The 14,079-nt window shown below is 58.0% G+C and carries 15 protein-coding genes; 5 read left to right on the top strand and 10 right to left on the bottom strand.

Features of this window, described 5'->3' with window-relative positions:
• Nucleotide 1: 1 nt before the first annotated feature.
• Nucleotides 2–1,432 (top strand): Asp-tRNA(Asn)/Glu-tRNA(Gln) amidotransferase subunit GatB, encoded by a 1,431-nt coding sequence (gatB, locus tag ORD17_RS09325; protein ID WP_308388148.1) that lies wholly within the window; start codon nt 2–4, stop codon nt 1,430–1,432.
• 48 nt (nt 1,433–1,480) lie between these two features.
• Here the strand turns inward: gatB and ORD17_RS09330 are convergent, their stop codons facing one another.
• The 10 genes from ORD17_RS09330 to pilM form a co-directional block, all read right to left on the bottom strand.
• On the bottom strand, nt 1,481–1,987 hold the full coding sequence (locus ORD17_RS09330) for an SCP2 sterol-binding domain-containing protein (RefSeq protein WP_308388150.1): 507 nt from the start codon (nt 1,985–1,987) through the stop codon (nt 1,481–1,483).
• 131 nt (nt 1,988–2,118) lie between these two features.
• Nucleotides 2,119–3,267, bottom strand: a complete 1,149-nt coding sequence (locus tag ORD17_RS09335) for a deoxyguanosinetriphosphate triphosphohydrolase (RefSeq protein WP_308388152.1) — start codon at nt 3,265–3,267, stop codon at nt 2,119–2,121.
• A 3-nt stretch (nt 3,268–3,270) separates the two neighbouring features.
• Complete coding sequence (thyX, locus tag ORD17_RS09340) at nt 3,271–4,077, bottom strand: FAD-dependent thymidylate synthase (protein ID WP_308388154.1); 807 nt, start codon at nt 4,075–4,077, stop codon at nt 3,271–3,273.
• 3 nt (nt 4,078–4,080) lie between these two features.
• The gene (gene aroB / locus ORD17_RS09345; RefSeq protein ID WP_308388156.1) at nt 4,081–5,163 is read right to left on the bottom strand and encodes a 3-dehydroquinate synthase; all 1,083 of its coding nucleotides are present in this window, start codon (nt 5,161–5,163) and stop codon (nt 4,081–4,083) included.
• Nucleotides 5,164–5,242: 79 nt separating this feature from the next.
• Nucleotides 5,243–5,791 (bottom strand): shikimate kinase, encoded by a 549-nt coding sequence (locus ORD17_RS09350; RefSeq protein WP_308388158.1) that lies wholly within the window; start codon nt 5,789–5,791, stop codon nt 5,243–5,245.
• Nucleotides 5,760–8,087: a type IV pilus secretin PilQ family protein gene (locus ORD17_RS09355; RefSeq protein ID WP_308388161.1), complete on the bottom strand. Its 2,328-nt coding sequence runs from the start codon at nt 8,085–8,087 to the stop codon at nt 5,760–5,762. The genes ORD17_RS09350 and ORD17_RS09355 overlap by 32 nt, the downstream gene beginning before the upstream one ends.
• Before the next feature lie 28 nt (nt 8,088–8,115).
• Complete coding sequence (locus ORD17_RS09360) at nt 8,116–8,655, bottom strand: pilus assembly protein PilP (RefSeq protein WP_308388163.1); 540 nt, start codon at nt 8,653–8,655, stop codon at nt 8,116–8,118.
• Nucleotides 8,652–9,293 carry a type 4a pilus biogenesis protein PilO gene (locus tag ORD17_RS09365; protein WP_308388164.1) on the bottom strand — a complete coding sequence of 214 codons (642 nt, stop codon included), beginning with the start codon at nt 9,291–9,293 and terminating at the stop codon, nt 8,652–8,654. The genes ORD17_RS09360 and ORD17_RS09365 overlap by 4 nt, the downstream gene beginning before the upstream one ends.
• Nucleotides 9,280–9,855, bottom strand: a complete 576-nt coding sequence (locus ORD17_RS09370; RefSeq protein WP_308388165.1) for a PilN domain-containing protein — start codon at nt 9,853–9,855, stop codon at nt 9,280–9,282. The genes ORD17_RS09365 and ORD17_RS09370 overlap by 14 nt, the downstream gene beginning before the upstream one ends.
• On the bottom strand, nt 9,852–10,895 hold the full coding sequence (gene pilM / locus ORD17_RS09375) for a type IV pilus assembly protein PilM (RefSeq protein ID WP_308388166.1): 1,044 nt from the start codon (nt 10,893–10,895) through the stop codon (nt 9,852–9,854). Before pilM ends, ORD17_RS09370 begins: the two co-directional genes overlap by 4 nt.
• 215 nt (nt 10,896–11,110) lie before the next feature.
• On the opposite strand from pilM, the gene tadA reads away from it, so the two are divergent.
• Genes tadA through ORD17_RS09395 form a run of 4 tightly spaced genes read left to right on the top strand, consistent with a single transcriptional unit; the run spans nt 11,111 to nt 13,981 of the window.
• The gene (tadA, locus tag ORD17_RS09380; RefSeq protein WP_308388168.1) at nt 11,111–11,575 is read left to right on the top strand and encodes a tRNA adenosine(34) deaminase TadA; all 465 of its coding nucleotides are present in this window, start codon (nt 11,111–11,113) and stop codon (nt 11,573–11,575) included.
• Nucleotides 11,572–12,006, top strand: coding sequence for a secondary thiamine-phosphate synthase enzyme YjbQ (locus tag ORD17_RS09385; protein WP_308388170.1), 435 nt, complete (start codon nt 11,572–11,574; stop codon nt 12,004–12,006). The genes tadA and ORD17_RS09385 overlap by 4 nt, the downstream gene beginning before the upstream one ends.
• Nucleotides 12,003–12,443 (top strand): hypothetical protein, encoded by a 441-nt coding sequence (locus ORD17_RS09390; RefSeq protein WP_308388172.1) that lies wholly within the window; start codon nt 12,003–12,005, stop codon nt 12,441–12,443. Before ORD17_RS09385 ends, ORD17_RS09390 begins: the two co-directional genes overlap by 4 nt.
• Entirely contained in the window at nt 12,440–13,981 is a 1,542-nt protein-coding gene (locus tag ORD17_RS09395) for a DNA mismatch repair protein MutS (RefSeq protein WP_308388174.1), read from the top strand. Before ORD17_RS09390 ends, ORD17_RS09395 begins: the two co-directional genes overlap by 4 nt.
• The last annotated feature ends 98 nt before the right edge of the window (nt 13,982–14,079 follow it).

Consider the following 14,079-nt stretch of genomic DNA (forward strand, 5'->3'; position numbering starts at 1 on the left):
CATGGCCTGGGAAGTAGTGATTGGTCTTGAGGTGCATGTGCAGCTCAACACCCGCAGCAAGATCTTTTGTGCCTGCTCCACCGCCTTTGGGGCTGAGCCCAATGCCCACACTTGTCCGGTCTGTCTGGCCATGCCCGGAGCACTACCGGTATTGAACGAGGCCGCAGTCGACAAGGCCATTGCCTTTGGACTGGCTATTGGTGCCGAGCTCAATCGACGTAGCATTTTCGCGCGCAAGAACTATTTCTACCCGGATCTGCCGAAAGGCTACCAGATCAGTCAGTATGAAATCCCTATTGTCGGGCGCGGGCATCTCGATATTCTGCTGCCGGACGGAGCAGAAAAACGTATCGGCATCACCCGTGCGCATTTGGAAGAGGATGCTGGAAAATCTCTGCACGAAGCGTACTCCGGCGAGTCGGGCATTGACCTCAACCGCGCTGGAACGCCGTTATTGGAGATCGTTTCGGAGCCGGACATGCGCTCCGCAGTAGAAGCCGTTGCCTATCTGAAAAAGCTGCATGCCTTGGTGCGCTATCTCGATATTTCCGACGGCAACATGCAGGAAGGATCGTTTCGCTGTGACGCCAACGTATCCCTGCGCCGTCCGGGCGAGCCCTTTGGGACTCGGGCAGAGATCAAGAATCTCAATTCCTTCCGCTTTCTGGAAAAGGCAATTGGCTACGAAATTCTGCGTCAGCAGGACATCCTCGAGTCCGGCGGTAAGGTCGTGCAGGAAACCCGCCTCTTCGATGCCAACCAGGGCGAAACGCGCTCTATGCGCAGCAAGGAAGAGGCAAACGATTACCGTTATTTCCCGGATCCCGATCTTCTCCCTTTGCAGCTGGACGAAGAGCGTATCGAACGGGTTCGTGCGCAGCTGCCGGAGTTGCCGGACGCCCGTAAAGCGCGCTTCATCGAACAGTATGGCTTGCCAGCCTATGATGCCGCGGTACTGACGGCCGCGCGTGAGTTGGCGGATTATTATGAAATCGTCGCTAAAGGCCAAGATGCCAAGCTAGCGGCAAACTGGGTGATGGGAGAATTGCTGGGAGCATTGAACAAAGCGGGTCTGGAGATCGATTCCTGTCCCGTCGCGGCAGAAGAGCTGCGGCAATTGTTGGCACGTATCGTCGATCAGACGATTTCCGGAAAAATTGCCAAGGAAATCTTCGAAATCCTCTTTGCAGAAGGGGGCTCGGTTGATGCCATCATCGATGCGCGGGGCCTGCGCCAAATTACCGATAGCTCTGCTATTGTTGCCATGATCGACGAGATTATCCAGAAACATCCGCAGCAAGCTGCCGACTATCGCGCGGGAAAAGAAAAGCTCTTCGGATTTTTCGTAGGGCAGGTCATGAAGGCCAGCCAGGGAAAAGCCAACCCCGATCAGGTAAACGCCTTACTACGGGAGCGCTTGCAGGAGCAATAAAAAACGTCCGGCATGCGCTGCCGGACGTTTCGCAGTCCTACCCCGGTATCAGGATGCCGGAACCGTAGCTGGGACTTCCTTCACCAGCTTCAGAAACTCCGCGAACGGACCCATGTTTTCCATGGCTTCCATCTTGGGTCCCTTGAAGTTCAGGCGTCCAAACATCATTGCCATCATCGGGGAACCCATGTGATGCCAGTCGTGGGTTGTGGCCCACATTTTATAATCGTAGTTATAGTTGAGGTCGGTAACCTTCACGGCGCCGCCGTAAATGCATTCTGCCTTGCCATCCTTGGGCGCGATTTCCAGTTGCACGGGCGGGGTCGATTTCATGGATGAATCGGAAATCTCCATGACTTTATAGCCCTTTCCACCGTTGTTCTTGATCCAGGAACCAGCCAGCTTGGTGGTCAGAGTGTCGTTCTGATTCCAGGCACTGCACAGCTCGTTTGCCCATTCCGGGGACATGAAATCCGGCGCTGCGGCAAAGGCCAGCGCAGGCGCCACAAGGACCGAACCGAGTACGGCAGACATCAACAGATTTTTGATCATCATCCTGCTCCTCTTCCCGCTTGTTGATAAAACTTCTCGAGTCTATAGCGAAACTGAAATGCGGGACAACAACAGATTTTTATTTTGGAATAAGCCAAAAAGATAAAGAATATCAGTAGATTCTTGGATCTTTTCTACGCTCCAGACCGGGGATTGAAAAGTCTCTCATGTTCGGCGATGGCAAAGCGGTCGGTCATACCGGCAATGTAATCAGCCACTACCCGGGCACGCCGCCGCAGATCGCCGGGGTGGTCGCGCAGAAAGCTTTGCTGTTTGCGCGGCAGGAGCTGCGGATCGGTAAAGAGCAGCTCGAAAATCTGTCGTACCGTGCGCTTCGCCTTTTCGGCTTGGCGATGTACCTGGGGATGGCGATAGAGGTTCTGCATCAGAAAACTCTTCAGGGTGCGAATGGCGCGGACCATGTTCGGACTGTGGGCAGCGAGCGGTTCGGGATACTGCCGTACACCCGCAGGACTCCGAATTTCCGCGGCGGTGATTCGGGACGAGGTATGTTCCACCAGATCGGTGATCAGCAGATTGATCAAACGACGACCGGCCTCGTGCCGTAACACCGTGCGCGATGCCGCAGGATACCGCTGCGCTACCGCAAGATAGATCGGGCCGAACATGGTTTCCTCGATGAGCGCATCGAGATTGAGTAGCCCGGCACGCAAGCCGTCATCGATGTCATGGTTGTTATATGCGATTTCGTCTGCCAGATTGGTGATCTGCGCCTCTAGGCTGGGCTGTTCGCCGTTGAGAAAGCGCTCGCCAACGTCCCCGAGCTTCTCTGCACGATTGCGGCTGCAATGCTTGAGTATCCCCTCGCGGGTCTCGAAGGTCAGGTTCAGACCCGGGAAATCGCCGTAGCGCATCTCGAGTACATCGACGACGCGCAGGGACTGAATGTTGTGCTCAAAGCCACCGTACTCCGCCATGCAGGCGTTCAGGGCATCCTGACCGGCATGTCCAAAGGGGGTGTGCCCCAGGTCGTGGGCTAGGGAGATAGCCTCCACCAAGTCTTCATCCAGATGCAGCTGGCGAGCAATGGAACGCCCTACTTGGCCCACTTCCAGACTATGGGTGAGGCGGGTGCGGTAGAGATCTCCCTCATGATTGACGAAGACCTGCGTTTTATACTCCAGGCGGCGGAAGGCAGTGGAGTGGATGACTCGATCCCGGTCGCGTTGGTATTCGCTGCGGCCGCCGGTCGGCTCGTTCTCAGCGTGACGCCGCCCCCGGCTTTGCTCTGGATGCGCCGCGTAACTGGCTAGAGTTCCCACTATTCAGCCGTGACTCTCGCGGAGGACCTGCTCCATGGTGCTGGCCAGTAGCGGCAGGCGGCGGGAGAAGAGAAGATAAGCGGCGTCGGCGTACTGGCGAATTTCGTACTGGGCATCGGGCTTGCGCCGCAGGCGGAAGAAGTTCATCAAGCTACGGAAGTTCACGGTCCAGTAGACATCGGAATAGGCCGCTACCGGCATCACGTTGCGTAATAGTTCCCGTGCCCGGCCACGGTAGGGATCTCGCCCGCCACTTTTGGCAGGCAGGGCGCCCTCCACACGTGCCGCATCGATGCGCGCGCAGGCGGCTTCGTAGTGCCGCTCGTACCAGGCAAACAAATCGCTCAGCAATGCCTCGTATTCTGCCACGGCCTCGTCGTCGAGCACTGCATACCCGTCGACGCTGCGGGCGGCGAGATCGGGCACATAAGCTTCCGATATCGGTTTGCGGTAGCGCATGGAAAACTCGTTCCAGCTCGATATCCGGTGCTTGACCCACTGACGCAGGACAAAGATGGGGGCGATGAAACGGAAACGGAAATAGACCGTCTCGAAGGGCGTACCATGCTGGTCACGAAGCAACTGATAGAGTAGGTTGCGATCACGCTCGCTGAAGGCCTCGGCATTGGCCAAGCGATTGTTGGTGGTGCTGATGCGGGCGGTATTGACGATGGTGGCTTCATCGCCCCAGCTGTCTTCGAGCTCGATGAAACCGAAATTGCCAATGCGCAGGCAGGCGTCAGGATGTACGCGCAGGCGCTCGGCAATTTCTTCCTCCAGCTCACTGGTGGCCTTGTTATGTGCTGCCATGATTCACTCCATGAAGGCGTTGAGGGTCTGCCGCACGGCAGCTTCCGGCACGTCACCGGTGATGATCGATTCGCCGATGCTGCGCAGGAGGATGAAGCGGATCTGTCCGCCGGCAGCCTTTTTGTCGAGGCGCATGAAGCGAAGGTATTCCTCTGCCGGCAGACGCGGGGCGTGCGTCGGCAGACCGGCCGCCTGAATCAGGCGAAAGATGCGCGCTTGCTCACTCTCGCGCAGCAGATCGAGACGACGAGAAAGATCAGCGGCCATGACCATGCCGATGGCAACCGCCTCACCGTGCAAATAGGTGCCATAACCGGTGGCAGCCTCGATGGCGTGGCCAAAGGTATGGCCATAATTGAGGATGGCGCGCAGGCCGCCCTCCAGCTCGTCGCGGGCGACAACCTCGGCCTTGTCTGCGCAGGAGTCGTGAATGATCCGTGCCAGGGCATCGCCATCTTCGGCGAGAATGGCGTCGAGGTGCTCTTCCAGCCAGGCGAAAAAGCCCGGGTCGTTGATCAGTCCGTACTTGATGACTTCGGCCAGCCCGGAGCGAAATTCGCGCTCGGGCAGACTGTCCAGAGTGTCGACATCGGCAATCACCGCGCGCGGCTGATAGAAGGCGCCGATCATGTTCTTGCCCAAGGGATGATTGATGCCGGTTTTGCCACCCACCGAGGAGTCCACCATCGCCAGCAGGGTCGTCGGGATTTGCAGAAAAGGAATGCCGCGCTGGTAGATGGCGGCGACGAAGCCGCCCAGATCGCCGATGACACCTCCGCCTAGGGCGCACAGGGTGCTATCCCGTCCGAGTCCCGCCGCTAGCATTTGCCCACAGACGTTTTCCACCTGGGCGAAAGATTTGCTCCCCTCGCCATGCGGCACAATGATTTCCACCAGTGGACGCTGCGCATGTGCCAGAGTCTCGCGCAGGGCAGGAAGGTAGAGGGGGGCCACTAAGTCGTCGGAAAGGATGGCAATGGCGCCCGTGCTTAGGTGGGGCAGAAAGCGTTGCGCGTCGTGCAGAATCCCGGAACCAATCTGTATGGGGTAGGAGCGTGCGCCGAGTTGGACTTGAAGGCTAGGCATTTCGGAAATCTCTTCCTGCATCATTCTTTCCATTGTAGGGGGCTCGTGCCGCACTGCAAAGTTTTTTCGTTGTTGAGATCTATTGGCCCGTACAAAGGTCGCGCAAATGGCGCAGGATCTGACGCAGCACTTGGTCGGAGCGCAGGGCGTCGCCACGTACTCGCCAATGGGCAGTCTGCCGATAGAGGGGGGTGCGCTCCGCGGCTAGTTCTTCCAGGCGCTGGCGTAGATTATCCACCTGTAGCAACGGGCGCTGGCGATCATGACGAAGACGCCGGAGTTGCTCGCTGACACTCACTTCCAGGTAGATCACCTCGCCCATGCGGCGCAGCAGTTCCCGATTGCGAGGATCGAGTACTGCGCCGCCGCCAGTCGCCAGCACGATATCTTCATCCTCTTGCGCAATGTCGTGGAGCACCCGATGCTCGCGTTCGCGAAAACCCGCTTCGCCCTCGATGGCAAAGATCGTGGGAATGTCTACCCCGGTGGCAGCCACGATGCGCGCGTCGGAATCGACGAACTGCCAACGCAAACGGGCCGCCAGAAGGCGGCCGATGGTACTTTTGCCCGACCCCATGGGGCCAATGAGGATGATTCTAGCCAGCGTCGTCTCCCACGCTTTGCCCACCCACCACCTTGGGGGTAATGAAAACCAACAGCTCTGTTTGCGCCGTATTATATTCCTTGGCTTTGAACAGCCAACCCAAGAGTGGAATATCCTTCAGCAATGGAACCCCGGATTGACTGCTGCTGTTGGTTTCCGTGTAGATGCCGCCGATGACGACGGTCTGCCCGTTGTTGACCAGCAGTTTGGTCTTGACCTCCTGGGTATTGATGGGCACACCACCCGCTGTCACCTGGGCGTAGTTTGGCTGGTTGTTGGTGGCCTCGACGTCCATGGTGACTTTGCCGTTGGGGGCGATGTGGGGAGTGACCTTGAGGCTCAGCTCGGCCTTCTTGAAGGAAACGGCGGTGGCACCACTGCTCGACGCCTGCTGGTAGGGAATTTCCGTACCCTGAGCGATAGTAGCGGTCTCGTTGTCCTCGGTCAGTACTTTCGGACTGGAGATGATTTTCGCTTTGTTGGCCGCCTGCAGGGCCTGCAGTTGCAGGTTCAAAATTCGGCTGCCGGAGGCGTTGCCCAAGGCGAAGCCGAGGGACGCAGGATTCAAGCCAGTCAGCGGGCTGCCGCTCGGCGCATAGGCCGGCAGATTCACTAGGGCAGGCACGCCACCGCTCGTACTGCCGGTGCTGGTACCAGTGCTACTGCCGCTACCGAAGTTACCGATCGGATAGCTGCCTCCCTGGGTGCTGGTGGTGTTCGAGGCGCCGGTACCCGACAGATTGATAATGCCGCCGCCGCCACCAGAGGTGTAGGTGCCACCCCATTGGATACCCAGAGACTGCGCGGCATTGGTGGTGATTTGGACGATACGCGCCTCGATGAGGACCTGGGGGACCGGCTTGTCGATCTGGGCGATCAGCTTTTTGATGTTGTCGATGTCTTGCGGGGTATCGCGTACCAAGAGGCTATTGGTGCGGGTGACCACGGCGACGGAACCACGCGGACCCAAGAGAGAATTGCCGATGAGGTTTTCCGATGGAATTCCCAAGGCAGAGGCGAGGGCGTGACTTTGCTGCGCGTTGAGGCCAGACCCAGAATCGCTATTGTTGATCTGCTGGGAGAAGCCGCGCAGCAAATCCGCGATCTGCGTCGCCCGCGCATACTTCAGGGGGATCAGTTCGGTCACCAGGGGCTCCAGCTTGCGCTTGCTGGCCTCGGCCTTCAACTCTGCTTCTTCCTGACTCGTGATCTGGCTAGCCGGGGCCACCCAGAGAATATTGCCGATGTGCTTCACGGCAAGGCCCTGGGATTCCAGAATCACCTTGAAGGCCTCTTCCCAAGGCTCATTCTTCAGGCGGATGGAAAGGGTCCCGGAAACGCTATTGGAAACCACAATGTTCTGGTGCGTGAAATCGGCAATAACCTGTAAGGCATCCCGCACGCTGATGTTCTGGAAGTCCATGCTCAGGCGCTTGCTTTGCATGGGATTCTCTGCAGCGACATTGGCATTCTCATGGCGCACAGAGATCATGGTCTGCTGGCCGAGCTGATAGGCAGAGTACTGAAATGGACCATCGATATGAAGGATCAGGCGGGTGCTGGTACCCAAGGGATAGACATCGACGTACTGTACCGGGGTACCGAATTGATCCGTCCCAAAGCGATGGGTGAGGCTGCTGGACACTTGGGTGTTGTGCAAGGTAACGACCAGGCGCCCGGATTCCCGACGCACGTCCATTTGCGGCTGCATCCCCTGAATGCTGAGGGAAAGCATACCAGCGCCATCCTTTTCCCGGTGAAAGGAGAGATCGTCCACGCTCGTGCCGAGGGTGGCAGGTGCGGCTGACATCTCCGGAGCAGCGGCAACCGCCGCGCTGGATTCGGCGCTTGTGGTGGGAATGGCTGCGGCCGCAGCTGCCGGCTTCTCATGCAGGGCAACGAAGCGCAAACGGTATCCGCCAGGAGCGGGTTCCACCATCACTGCTTGTGGCGAGCGCAGCAAGAGGTCCAGGCGCGCGTCGTGCCCGTCATTTTCGCTGAGAATGTTTTCGATTACTCCTCCACTAGCGACGTTGTTGGCCTGCGGGAGAAAATGGGCGTCTTGAAAATCGATCTGCACGCGGTAGCCATGGTTGAAGGTATTCACATCATAGGATGGCCGCGAATCGCTTTGGATGTTGAGTATCGTTCCCTGGGCACTGGCCTCGACCTGCAACCCCCGGATCAAGCTTTCGGCCCAGCTGGTACCGGTTACCGCCATGCAGCCTATTGCGGTCAGCAGGGCAAGACGCAGGACAGTAGGACGTTTCCGCCGCTTGCCTGGGGACGCTATCACTGCGAAAGAATCGTTCTGGTTCATGTGCTTCATCCTTGCTCAGATCCTTGACTCAAGCATTGCTCTGAAAGTGCAGAGTCGTGCTTTGTTTTTCGTAGCCGCCGAAAGCATTGGGCAGATACTGGATGACAACGACTTCGTGACGCTGAGCGTCGATGGACACGATGTGACCATTCTTGTCGCCGATGCCGCTACCTACATCCGCACGATAGACCTTGTCGTCCGGGGTCAGAAATACCGCCCAGTGTTTTCCATCCGCTTGCATGATTCCCGTCAGGGTAAGGCTGCCAAGCGCATATCTTTCCAACGGCTGGAGCGGCCCCTTCCGCTGCGGCGCCATTTTCGTCCCCGCCGCTGCCGCCTCTGCGCGCAATGCCAGCGTAGAAAAACTGGTGAAGGGATCGCGGTTCGAAGGATTGCTGTAAGCCGTGGCTGTATAGTGCGGTATCGGAGGCAGTGGCTGCACCTTGGGGTGCAGCTGTGGCCCTTCCTGAACAAAGGCCTGTAGCTTTGCCAGGTTTTCGTTATGGGAGCAGGCGCTCAGCAGCAGAGTGAGCGTCACAAGACTGGCAATGCGGCCTGACACCTTCATTTTTGTGCTCCTGTCTGCTCGGGTTTGGCCTCGATGTAGCGGTAGGTCGTGGCCACACAGGACATTTGCAGTTGCTGGGCCGCCAGCGCTTTGGCGGGCGGAACGGGATTACTCGCGCCCGCCGTGGGGGAGATGCTGATATCGTTGATGGTCACGATCCGCGGCATCGCCGCCACCGCCGCGGCGAAGCGCCCTATGTCACCATAGGTCCCCACCACATTGATTTTCACCGGGATTTCCGCATAGAAATTCTTGTTTACTTCCGGAAGTGGTTGAAACAGCGAGAACTCCAGGCCGCGACTTCTGCCGGCGAGGGTGACGTCGTCGAGCAGGGAAGGGATTTGCGCGCGATTCGGCAGCTGGCTTAGAAAACGCTGAAAGCGCTGTTTCATTTCCTGAATTTGCGTTTGATAGGCAGGCAGATCGGCGGCCAGGAGCTGCTTTTGGCGAACTTGCTCCTTCATGCTTTCCACCTGTAAATGAAGATTGTGATATTTGTCGTTTTCTGGGGAAATGAACCAGAACCAGGCCAAGAGCCCCAGTACAATGATGATGACCGCCGCGATGATGGCCTTGACCTTGAGCGGCAGGCGCATGAGATCATCAAGCTGCAGATTGTTGATTTCATCCCAGGTCATGAGTTTGCTCCGGCTTTACCTTGGGCAGACGAGTTTGCATCTGGAGGGTGAACTGATTTACTTCGTCACCGCCCAATTGGGCTTTGCTAATGATGTCCAGCGTGGGCTTGTCGAAAACTCCACTGGTTTCAATTTTTCGCATGAATTCGGCGACTTGGTCGTTACCCTCGGCGTAGCCGGAAAGGGTGACGTTGTCCCCCTGTTGCTGTAGCTTGGTCAGAAATACCCCTTGTGGGGTGATGGCTGCCAGCGAGTTGAAAATCCGCACGCTGAGGTCACGTCGATCCTGAAGGGTGCTGATGATTTTTTCCCTCGCGAGCAAAGCATCTCGTTTTTTACGCAGATCGGCAATGGAGGCAATTTTTTGGTCCAGTTGCTGGGTAACCCCCTGCAGGTAGACGATTTTCTCCTGTTCTGCCTGCACACGCCCAACGAAAACCTCATAAATTCCATAATAAATGGCTGCGGCGACTAGCAGCACAAGAAGAAGCCCGGCGAGGAAAATTTGTTGCTGTTGCTTTCTCTTGGTTTCGCGATGAGGAAGTAAGTTGATATAGATCATTCAGCAAACCTCCGAAGAGCGAGTCCGCAGGCTACCGCCATGGAAGAACCTTCGCTGCGCAAAAAACGCTCGTTCACGGCCGACCCGATGGCCATCCCGGCGAACGGGTCGGGAGTCTCAATCGGCAAGGAGGCGAGCTGTTTTGTGATACCCGCCAGATTGGCACCCGGGCCGAAAAGCGCGATCTTTCGCAAATTCACATCGGGTAAGCTGGCTTGAAAAAAATCCAGAGCACGCAGGAGTTCCCGACCGAGTTCGGCGACAAATGGGGCTAGCACGTCCTTTTCATATTCTTGGGGTAAGCCGCCGAACCGTTGCATCCGCATGGCATCTTCCCGGGTCAGGCCAAAATGCTGCGAAATTCTCTCCGTCAGTTTCGCCGTGCCAAAATTGTGGTCGCGAGAATAGATCGGTTGGGAGCTCTCGAAAACATGCACCCCGGTCGCGTTGGTGCCGATCTCGATGAGGACGACGCCTCCCTTTTCGCTACTGATTTGGGGTTGTAGATGATTGATCAGGGTCCATAGGGAAAATTGCCGTACATCGAGAATGCTGGGCTTGAGGCTGGCGCCTTCCAGTATGGCGGAAATGTCTTCCACATGATCTTTTTTGCTGGCGATAAGGAGTATCTGCTGATATCCCTTCCGTTCTGGATCCGGCCCCAGCGCGGCGAAGTCAAAATTGACCTGCTCCATGGGGAAGGGAATGTACTGTTGACCCTCGTAGCGAATCTGGTCCTCGATGACGTCATCGCGCATTCCCGATGGTAGAGAGATAATTTTGACGATGGCGTTGTTGGAAGGTAATGCTGTTGCAGTCCTTTTGGCGCGGATGCGTGATCGCTGCAGAATCGTGCGGATGGCGCTGCTGCTGGACTCCAGTTCCCGCCCATTTGGCTCTGTGGCCGGGTCGTTCGGGATCGTCTCACTGTCGGCATGGGTAACGGACAACTGCCCCCGACTGGAAGACAGCTCTACAAGTTTCACTGCATCCAGTCCAATATCCAGACCGAGCAGCGGGGGACGGGGCATGCGCAGCATGTTTTCCTCACCTTGGTGCGTAATGAATCGCTATGCTGTTCCCAAGCAAGCGAGCGTCTACTTTTTGCAACTTGCCCGGAAAATTAGCAGCATTCCGCATCCTGTCAAGGCGCGCGAGGAAAAATCTCTGGGCGGTCGTCAACCTAGAATTTGGTGCCACCGGGCAATGCCGCTAGACTGGTAGTCCCGATCGAACGGGTAAATGGTAGGGATCGGTGCAAGAACAGGACCAGATGTGGATGCGGGCGGCGCTGACCGCGGCGCGCGTGGCGGCGGAGTCCGGCGAAGTCCCGGTGGGCGCGGTGCTGGTCGACGCTGCGGGAACGTGCCTGGCGAGCACGCACAATGCTCCGATTGCCAGTCACGATCCAACGGCGCATGCGGAAGTGCAGGCTTTGCGCCAGGCCGCGCAGCGCCTAGGGAACTACCGCTTGGGGGGCTGTACTCTATATGTCACTTTGGAACCCTGCGTCATGTGTTTTGGCGCCATCCTACACGCGCGCCTGGCGAGAGTGGTGTATGGCGCAGCCGACCCCAAGGCGGGGGTGATCGAAAGTCATCTGCGACTTCCCGAGTTGGCACCGAGCAACCATCGCCTGCAGTGGGAAGGTGGGGTGCTGGCGGAAGAGGCATCGCTGTTGCTCAAGGAGTTTTTTCGCACGCGGCGGACTAGGCTATGACGATGAGACAGTGGGATGAAGAGTGGATACTGCCTACGGAGGGTCGACGCTTTTATGAAATCTCCGATCCGCTACGGGCTTGGTTGGGCAAGATTCGGGCGAGCCATGGTTGGCTGCTTCTCTTTTTGCCGCATACCTCCGCGAGTCTTGCTTTGCAGGAAAACGCGGACAGCGACGTACAGGCAGATATCCTTGACTTTCTCGCGCGCTGGATTCGTGATGATGACCCGGCCTATCGTCATCGCAACGAGGGTCCGGACGATATGTCGGCACATATTCGCACCCTGCTTGGAACGCAGAGCCTGCAGATCCCTGTGCGGGCTGGCCGCCTGCTCTTGGGAACCTGGCAGGGAGCTTATCTGCTGGAGCATCGCGAACGCCCGCAACGGCGGAAAATCATGATCAGTTTTTTGGGTGAGGGAGAAGAATGAAGGATTTTGCCAGCATATATGGAGGGATGCTCTGGGCGATTCGCGACTGGGCACAATGGGATGCCTTGGTTGCCAAGCTACAGGCAGAGGCAGACGACGCCTGGTTTGTCTACTTCGTGGGCCAGGACCTGCCGACCGCCCCGCTGCCAGCTGAGACTTTTCGCCGGGTACTTGCGGAAATCGACATTCTTTTGCACCACGATCACCGCGAGCGCTACCTCGGGATCGTCTATGTGGATGATCGCGAGCATCCCAATCTACTCAAGATCTACGACCCCAACAACCTCGGTGCCTCGTGTGGCAGTAGCGGCAAACTGATACCGCCGGGCTGGGTGCTGTCGCGCATGCCACCGGAGCATCTGCCCGGCCCGGTGATCATTCCTGAAGGAAGACTGCGTTGGTGGCGAGAATTGTTTGACGGGCAGCGAGGTGCATGATGGAGGGCGACTGGAAGTTGCTGGATTTTGAGGGGATTCGACGGCTGCTCGAGAAACTTTCTGCCACGCCCATGGGCGCTGATGCCGCCCGGAACCTGGCCCCGGCACCTTCGGTGGCAGCGGCCAGACAGCTGCAGGAGGCGATTACCGCAGCACGCTTCGGCCTGGAATCGGGCGCCGGCCCAGTATTGCCGGAGCTGCCGGATCCGCGTCCGGCCTTGCGGCAGGCGGCGACCCCAGGAGCAGCGCTTTCCGGCCAGGCATTCCGTAACTTGCATCGGATTCTGCGCGTCGGGCAGGAGTTACGTGCCTTTGTCGAAGCGCGGCCGACGCTTCTGCCGCTGGGAGCGCAGGTCCTCGATGCCGCGGGTTCCTTGATCGATGCCATTGATGCCATGTTGTTGCCCAATGGTTCGGTTCGCGAGGATGCCAATGCCACCTTGCGCCGCCTGCATGCGGAACTCAAGCAAGAGAGAGAGGCCGTGCAGCGGCAGATCCAGCCGCACCTGCGTGGCGGAGGCAAGGCGCACTGGGCTGGACAGCGCCTGTCGGTGCATTTGCCCGATGGCGCGCGGGAAGAGATCCGTGGGGTACGCCGGGGAGCGGGGCCTGGAGGACACGGCACGGTGGTCGAGCCGATGGAGCTGGTAGCGCTCAACAACCATCTGGAGAAGATCTCCGGCACGATCGAACAGGAAAATCAGACTGTGCTGCGGGCCCTTACCGATCAGGTGCGTGCGCTTCTGCCAGCGCTGCAGAAATTGGTGGACGCTCTGACCTGGCTCGATCTGGCCATTGCTGGAGCGCAGCTTTCTCTGCACCTGCAGGCGCAGGCGGCGGAATTGGTGGAAGAGCCTGTTTTGCAGTTCGAGGGTGCCGTGCATCCGCAACTCTGGCTGGCGCACGTGGATCATCGAGGGCCTAAGCCGAAGCCTCTGTCAGTGCGCATCGATGCCGAGAATCCCATTCTCGTGGTGACCGGTCCGAACACCGGCGGCAAGAGCGTCTCTTTGAAAACCGTGGGGTTGCTCACGGTGATGGCGCAGTGCGGTTTGCATGTGCCGGTTTCCGGACGGGCGGTCGTCGGACGTTTCAGCAAGATTTTTGTCGATATGGGAGACCCGCAAAGTATGGCCTTTGCCCTCTCTACTTTTTCCGGTCATATCGAGATGTTGAAAAAACTTTTGGCGGAGGCGGACGCGTCTACCCTCATCTTGCTCGACGAACTGGGTACTGGCACTGATCCGGAAGAGGGTGCGGCCATGGCAATGGCGGTCTTGGACGAATTGGCGCGGCGCGGGGTGCGCGGTATGGTGACCACGCATCTGACACCCATCAAGAGCTTTGCGGCTGAGCATCCAGCCTTGCAAAACGCCTCCATGCGCTTTGATCACGAGCGCTTGGAGCCTACTTATGAGCTCGAAATTGGTGTTCCTGGAAAATCTTTGGGCTTGTTGATTGCGGAGAAATCTGGTTTGCCCGAGGATTTGGTGCGGGAGGCGCGTGGCTATCTCGATCGTCTCCACCAGGGTGCATAGAGGAAGATACGGTTTCGCCAAGGCATTTTTATTTGACGCTGTGGTCAAAACTGCATAGCGTTGAGCGCAGTATGTTGATCTTGTGAGGAGCCTTGACC

Source organism: Acidithiobacillus sp. AMEEHan (genome assembly GCF_030996345.1).
GTDB lineage: Bacteria > Pseudomonadota > Gammaproteobacteria > Acidithiobacillales > Acidithiobacillaceae > Igneacidithiobacillus.

Coding starts and splice junctions, on each gene's coding strand:
- gatB (WP_308388148.1), top strand. CDS start 2: ATGGCCTGGGAAGTAGTGATTGGTCTTGAGGTGCATGTGCAGCTCAAC.
- ORD17_RS09330 (WP_308388150.1), bottom strand. CDS start 1,987: ATGATGATCAAAAATCTGTTGATGTCTGCCGTACTCGGTTCGGTCCTT.
- thyX (WP_308388154.1), bottom strand. CDS start 4,077: ATGGCAGCACATAACAAGGCCACCAGTGAGCTGGAGGAAGAAATTGCC.
- aroB (WP_308388156.1), bottom strand. CDS start 5,163: ATGCCTAGCCTTCAAGTCCAACTCGGCGCACGCTCCTACCCCATACAG.
- ORD17_RS09355 (WP_308388161.1), bottom strand. CDS start 8,087: ATGAACCAGAACGATTCTTTCGCAGTGATAGCGTCCCCAGGCAAGCGG.
- ORD17_RS09360 (WP_308388163.1), bottom strand. CDS start 8,655: ATGAAGGTGTCAGGCCGCATTGCCAGTCTTGTGACGCTCACTCTGCTG.
- ORD17_RS09365 (WP_308388164.1), bottom strand. CDS start 9,293: ATGACCTGGGATGAAATCAACAATCTGCAGCTTGATGATCTCATGCGC.
- ORD17_RS09370 (WP_308388165.1), bottom strand. CDS start 9,855: ATGATCTATATCAACTTACTTCCTCATCGCGAAACCAAGAGAAAGCAA.
- pilM (WP_308388166.1), bottom strand. CDS start 10,895: ATGCTGCGCATGCCCCGTCCCCCGCTGCTCGGTCTGGATATTGGACTG.
- ORD17_RS09385 (WP_308388170.1), top strand. CDS start 11,572: ATGACGATGAGACAGTGGGATGAAGAGTGGATACTGCCTACGGAGGGT.
- ORD17_RS09390 (WP_308388172.1), top strand. CDS start 12,003: ATGAAGGATTTTGCCAGCATATATGGAGGGATGCTCTGGGCGATTCGC.
- ORD17_RS09395 (WP_308388174.1), top strand. CDS start 12,440: ATGATGGAGGGCGACTGGAAGTTGCTGGATTTTGAGGGGATTCGACGG.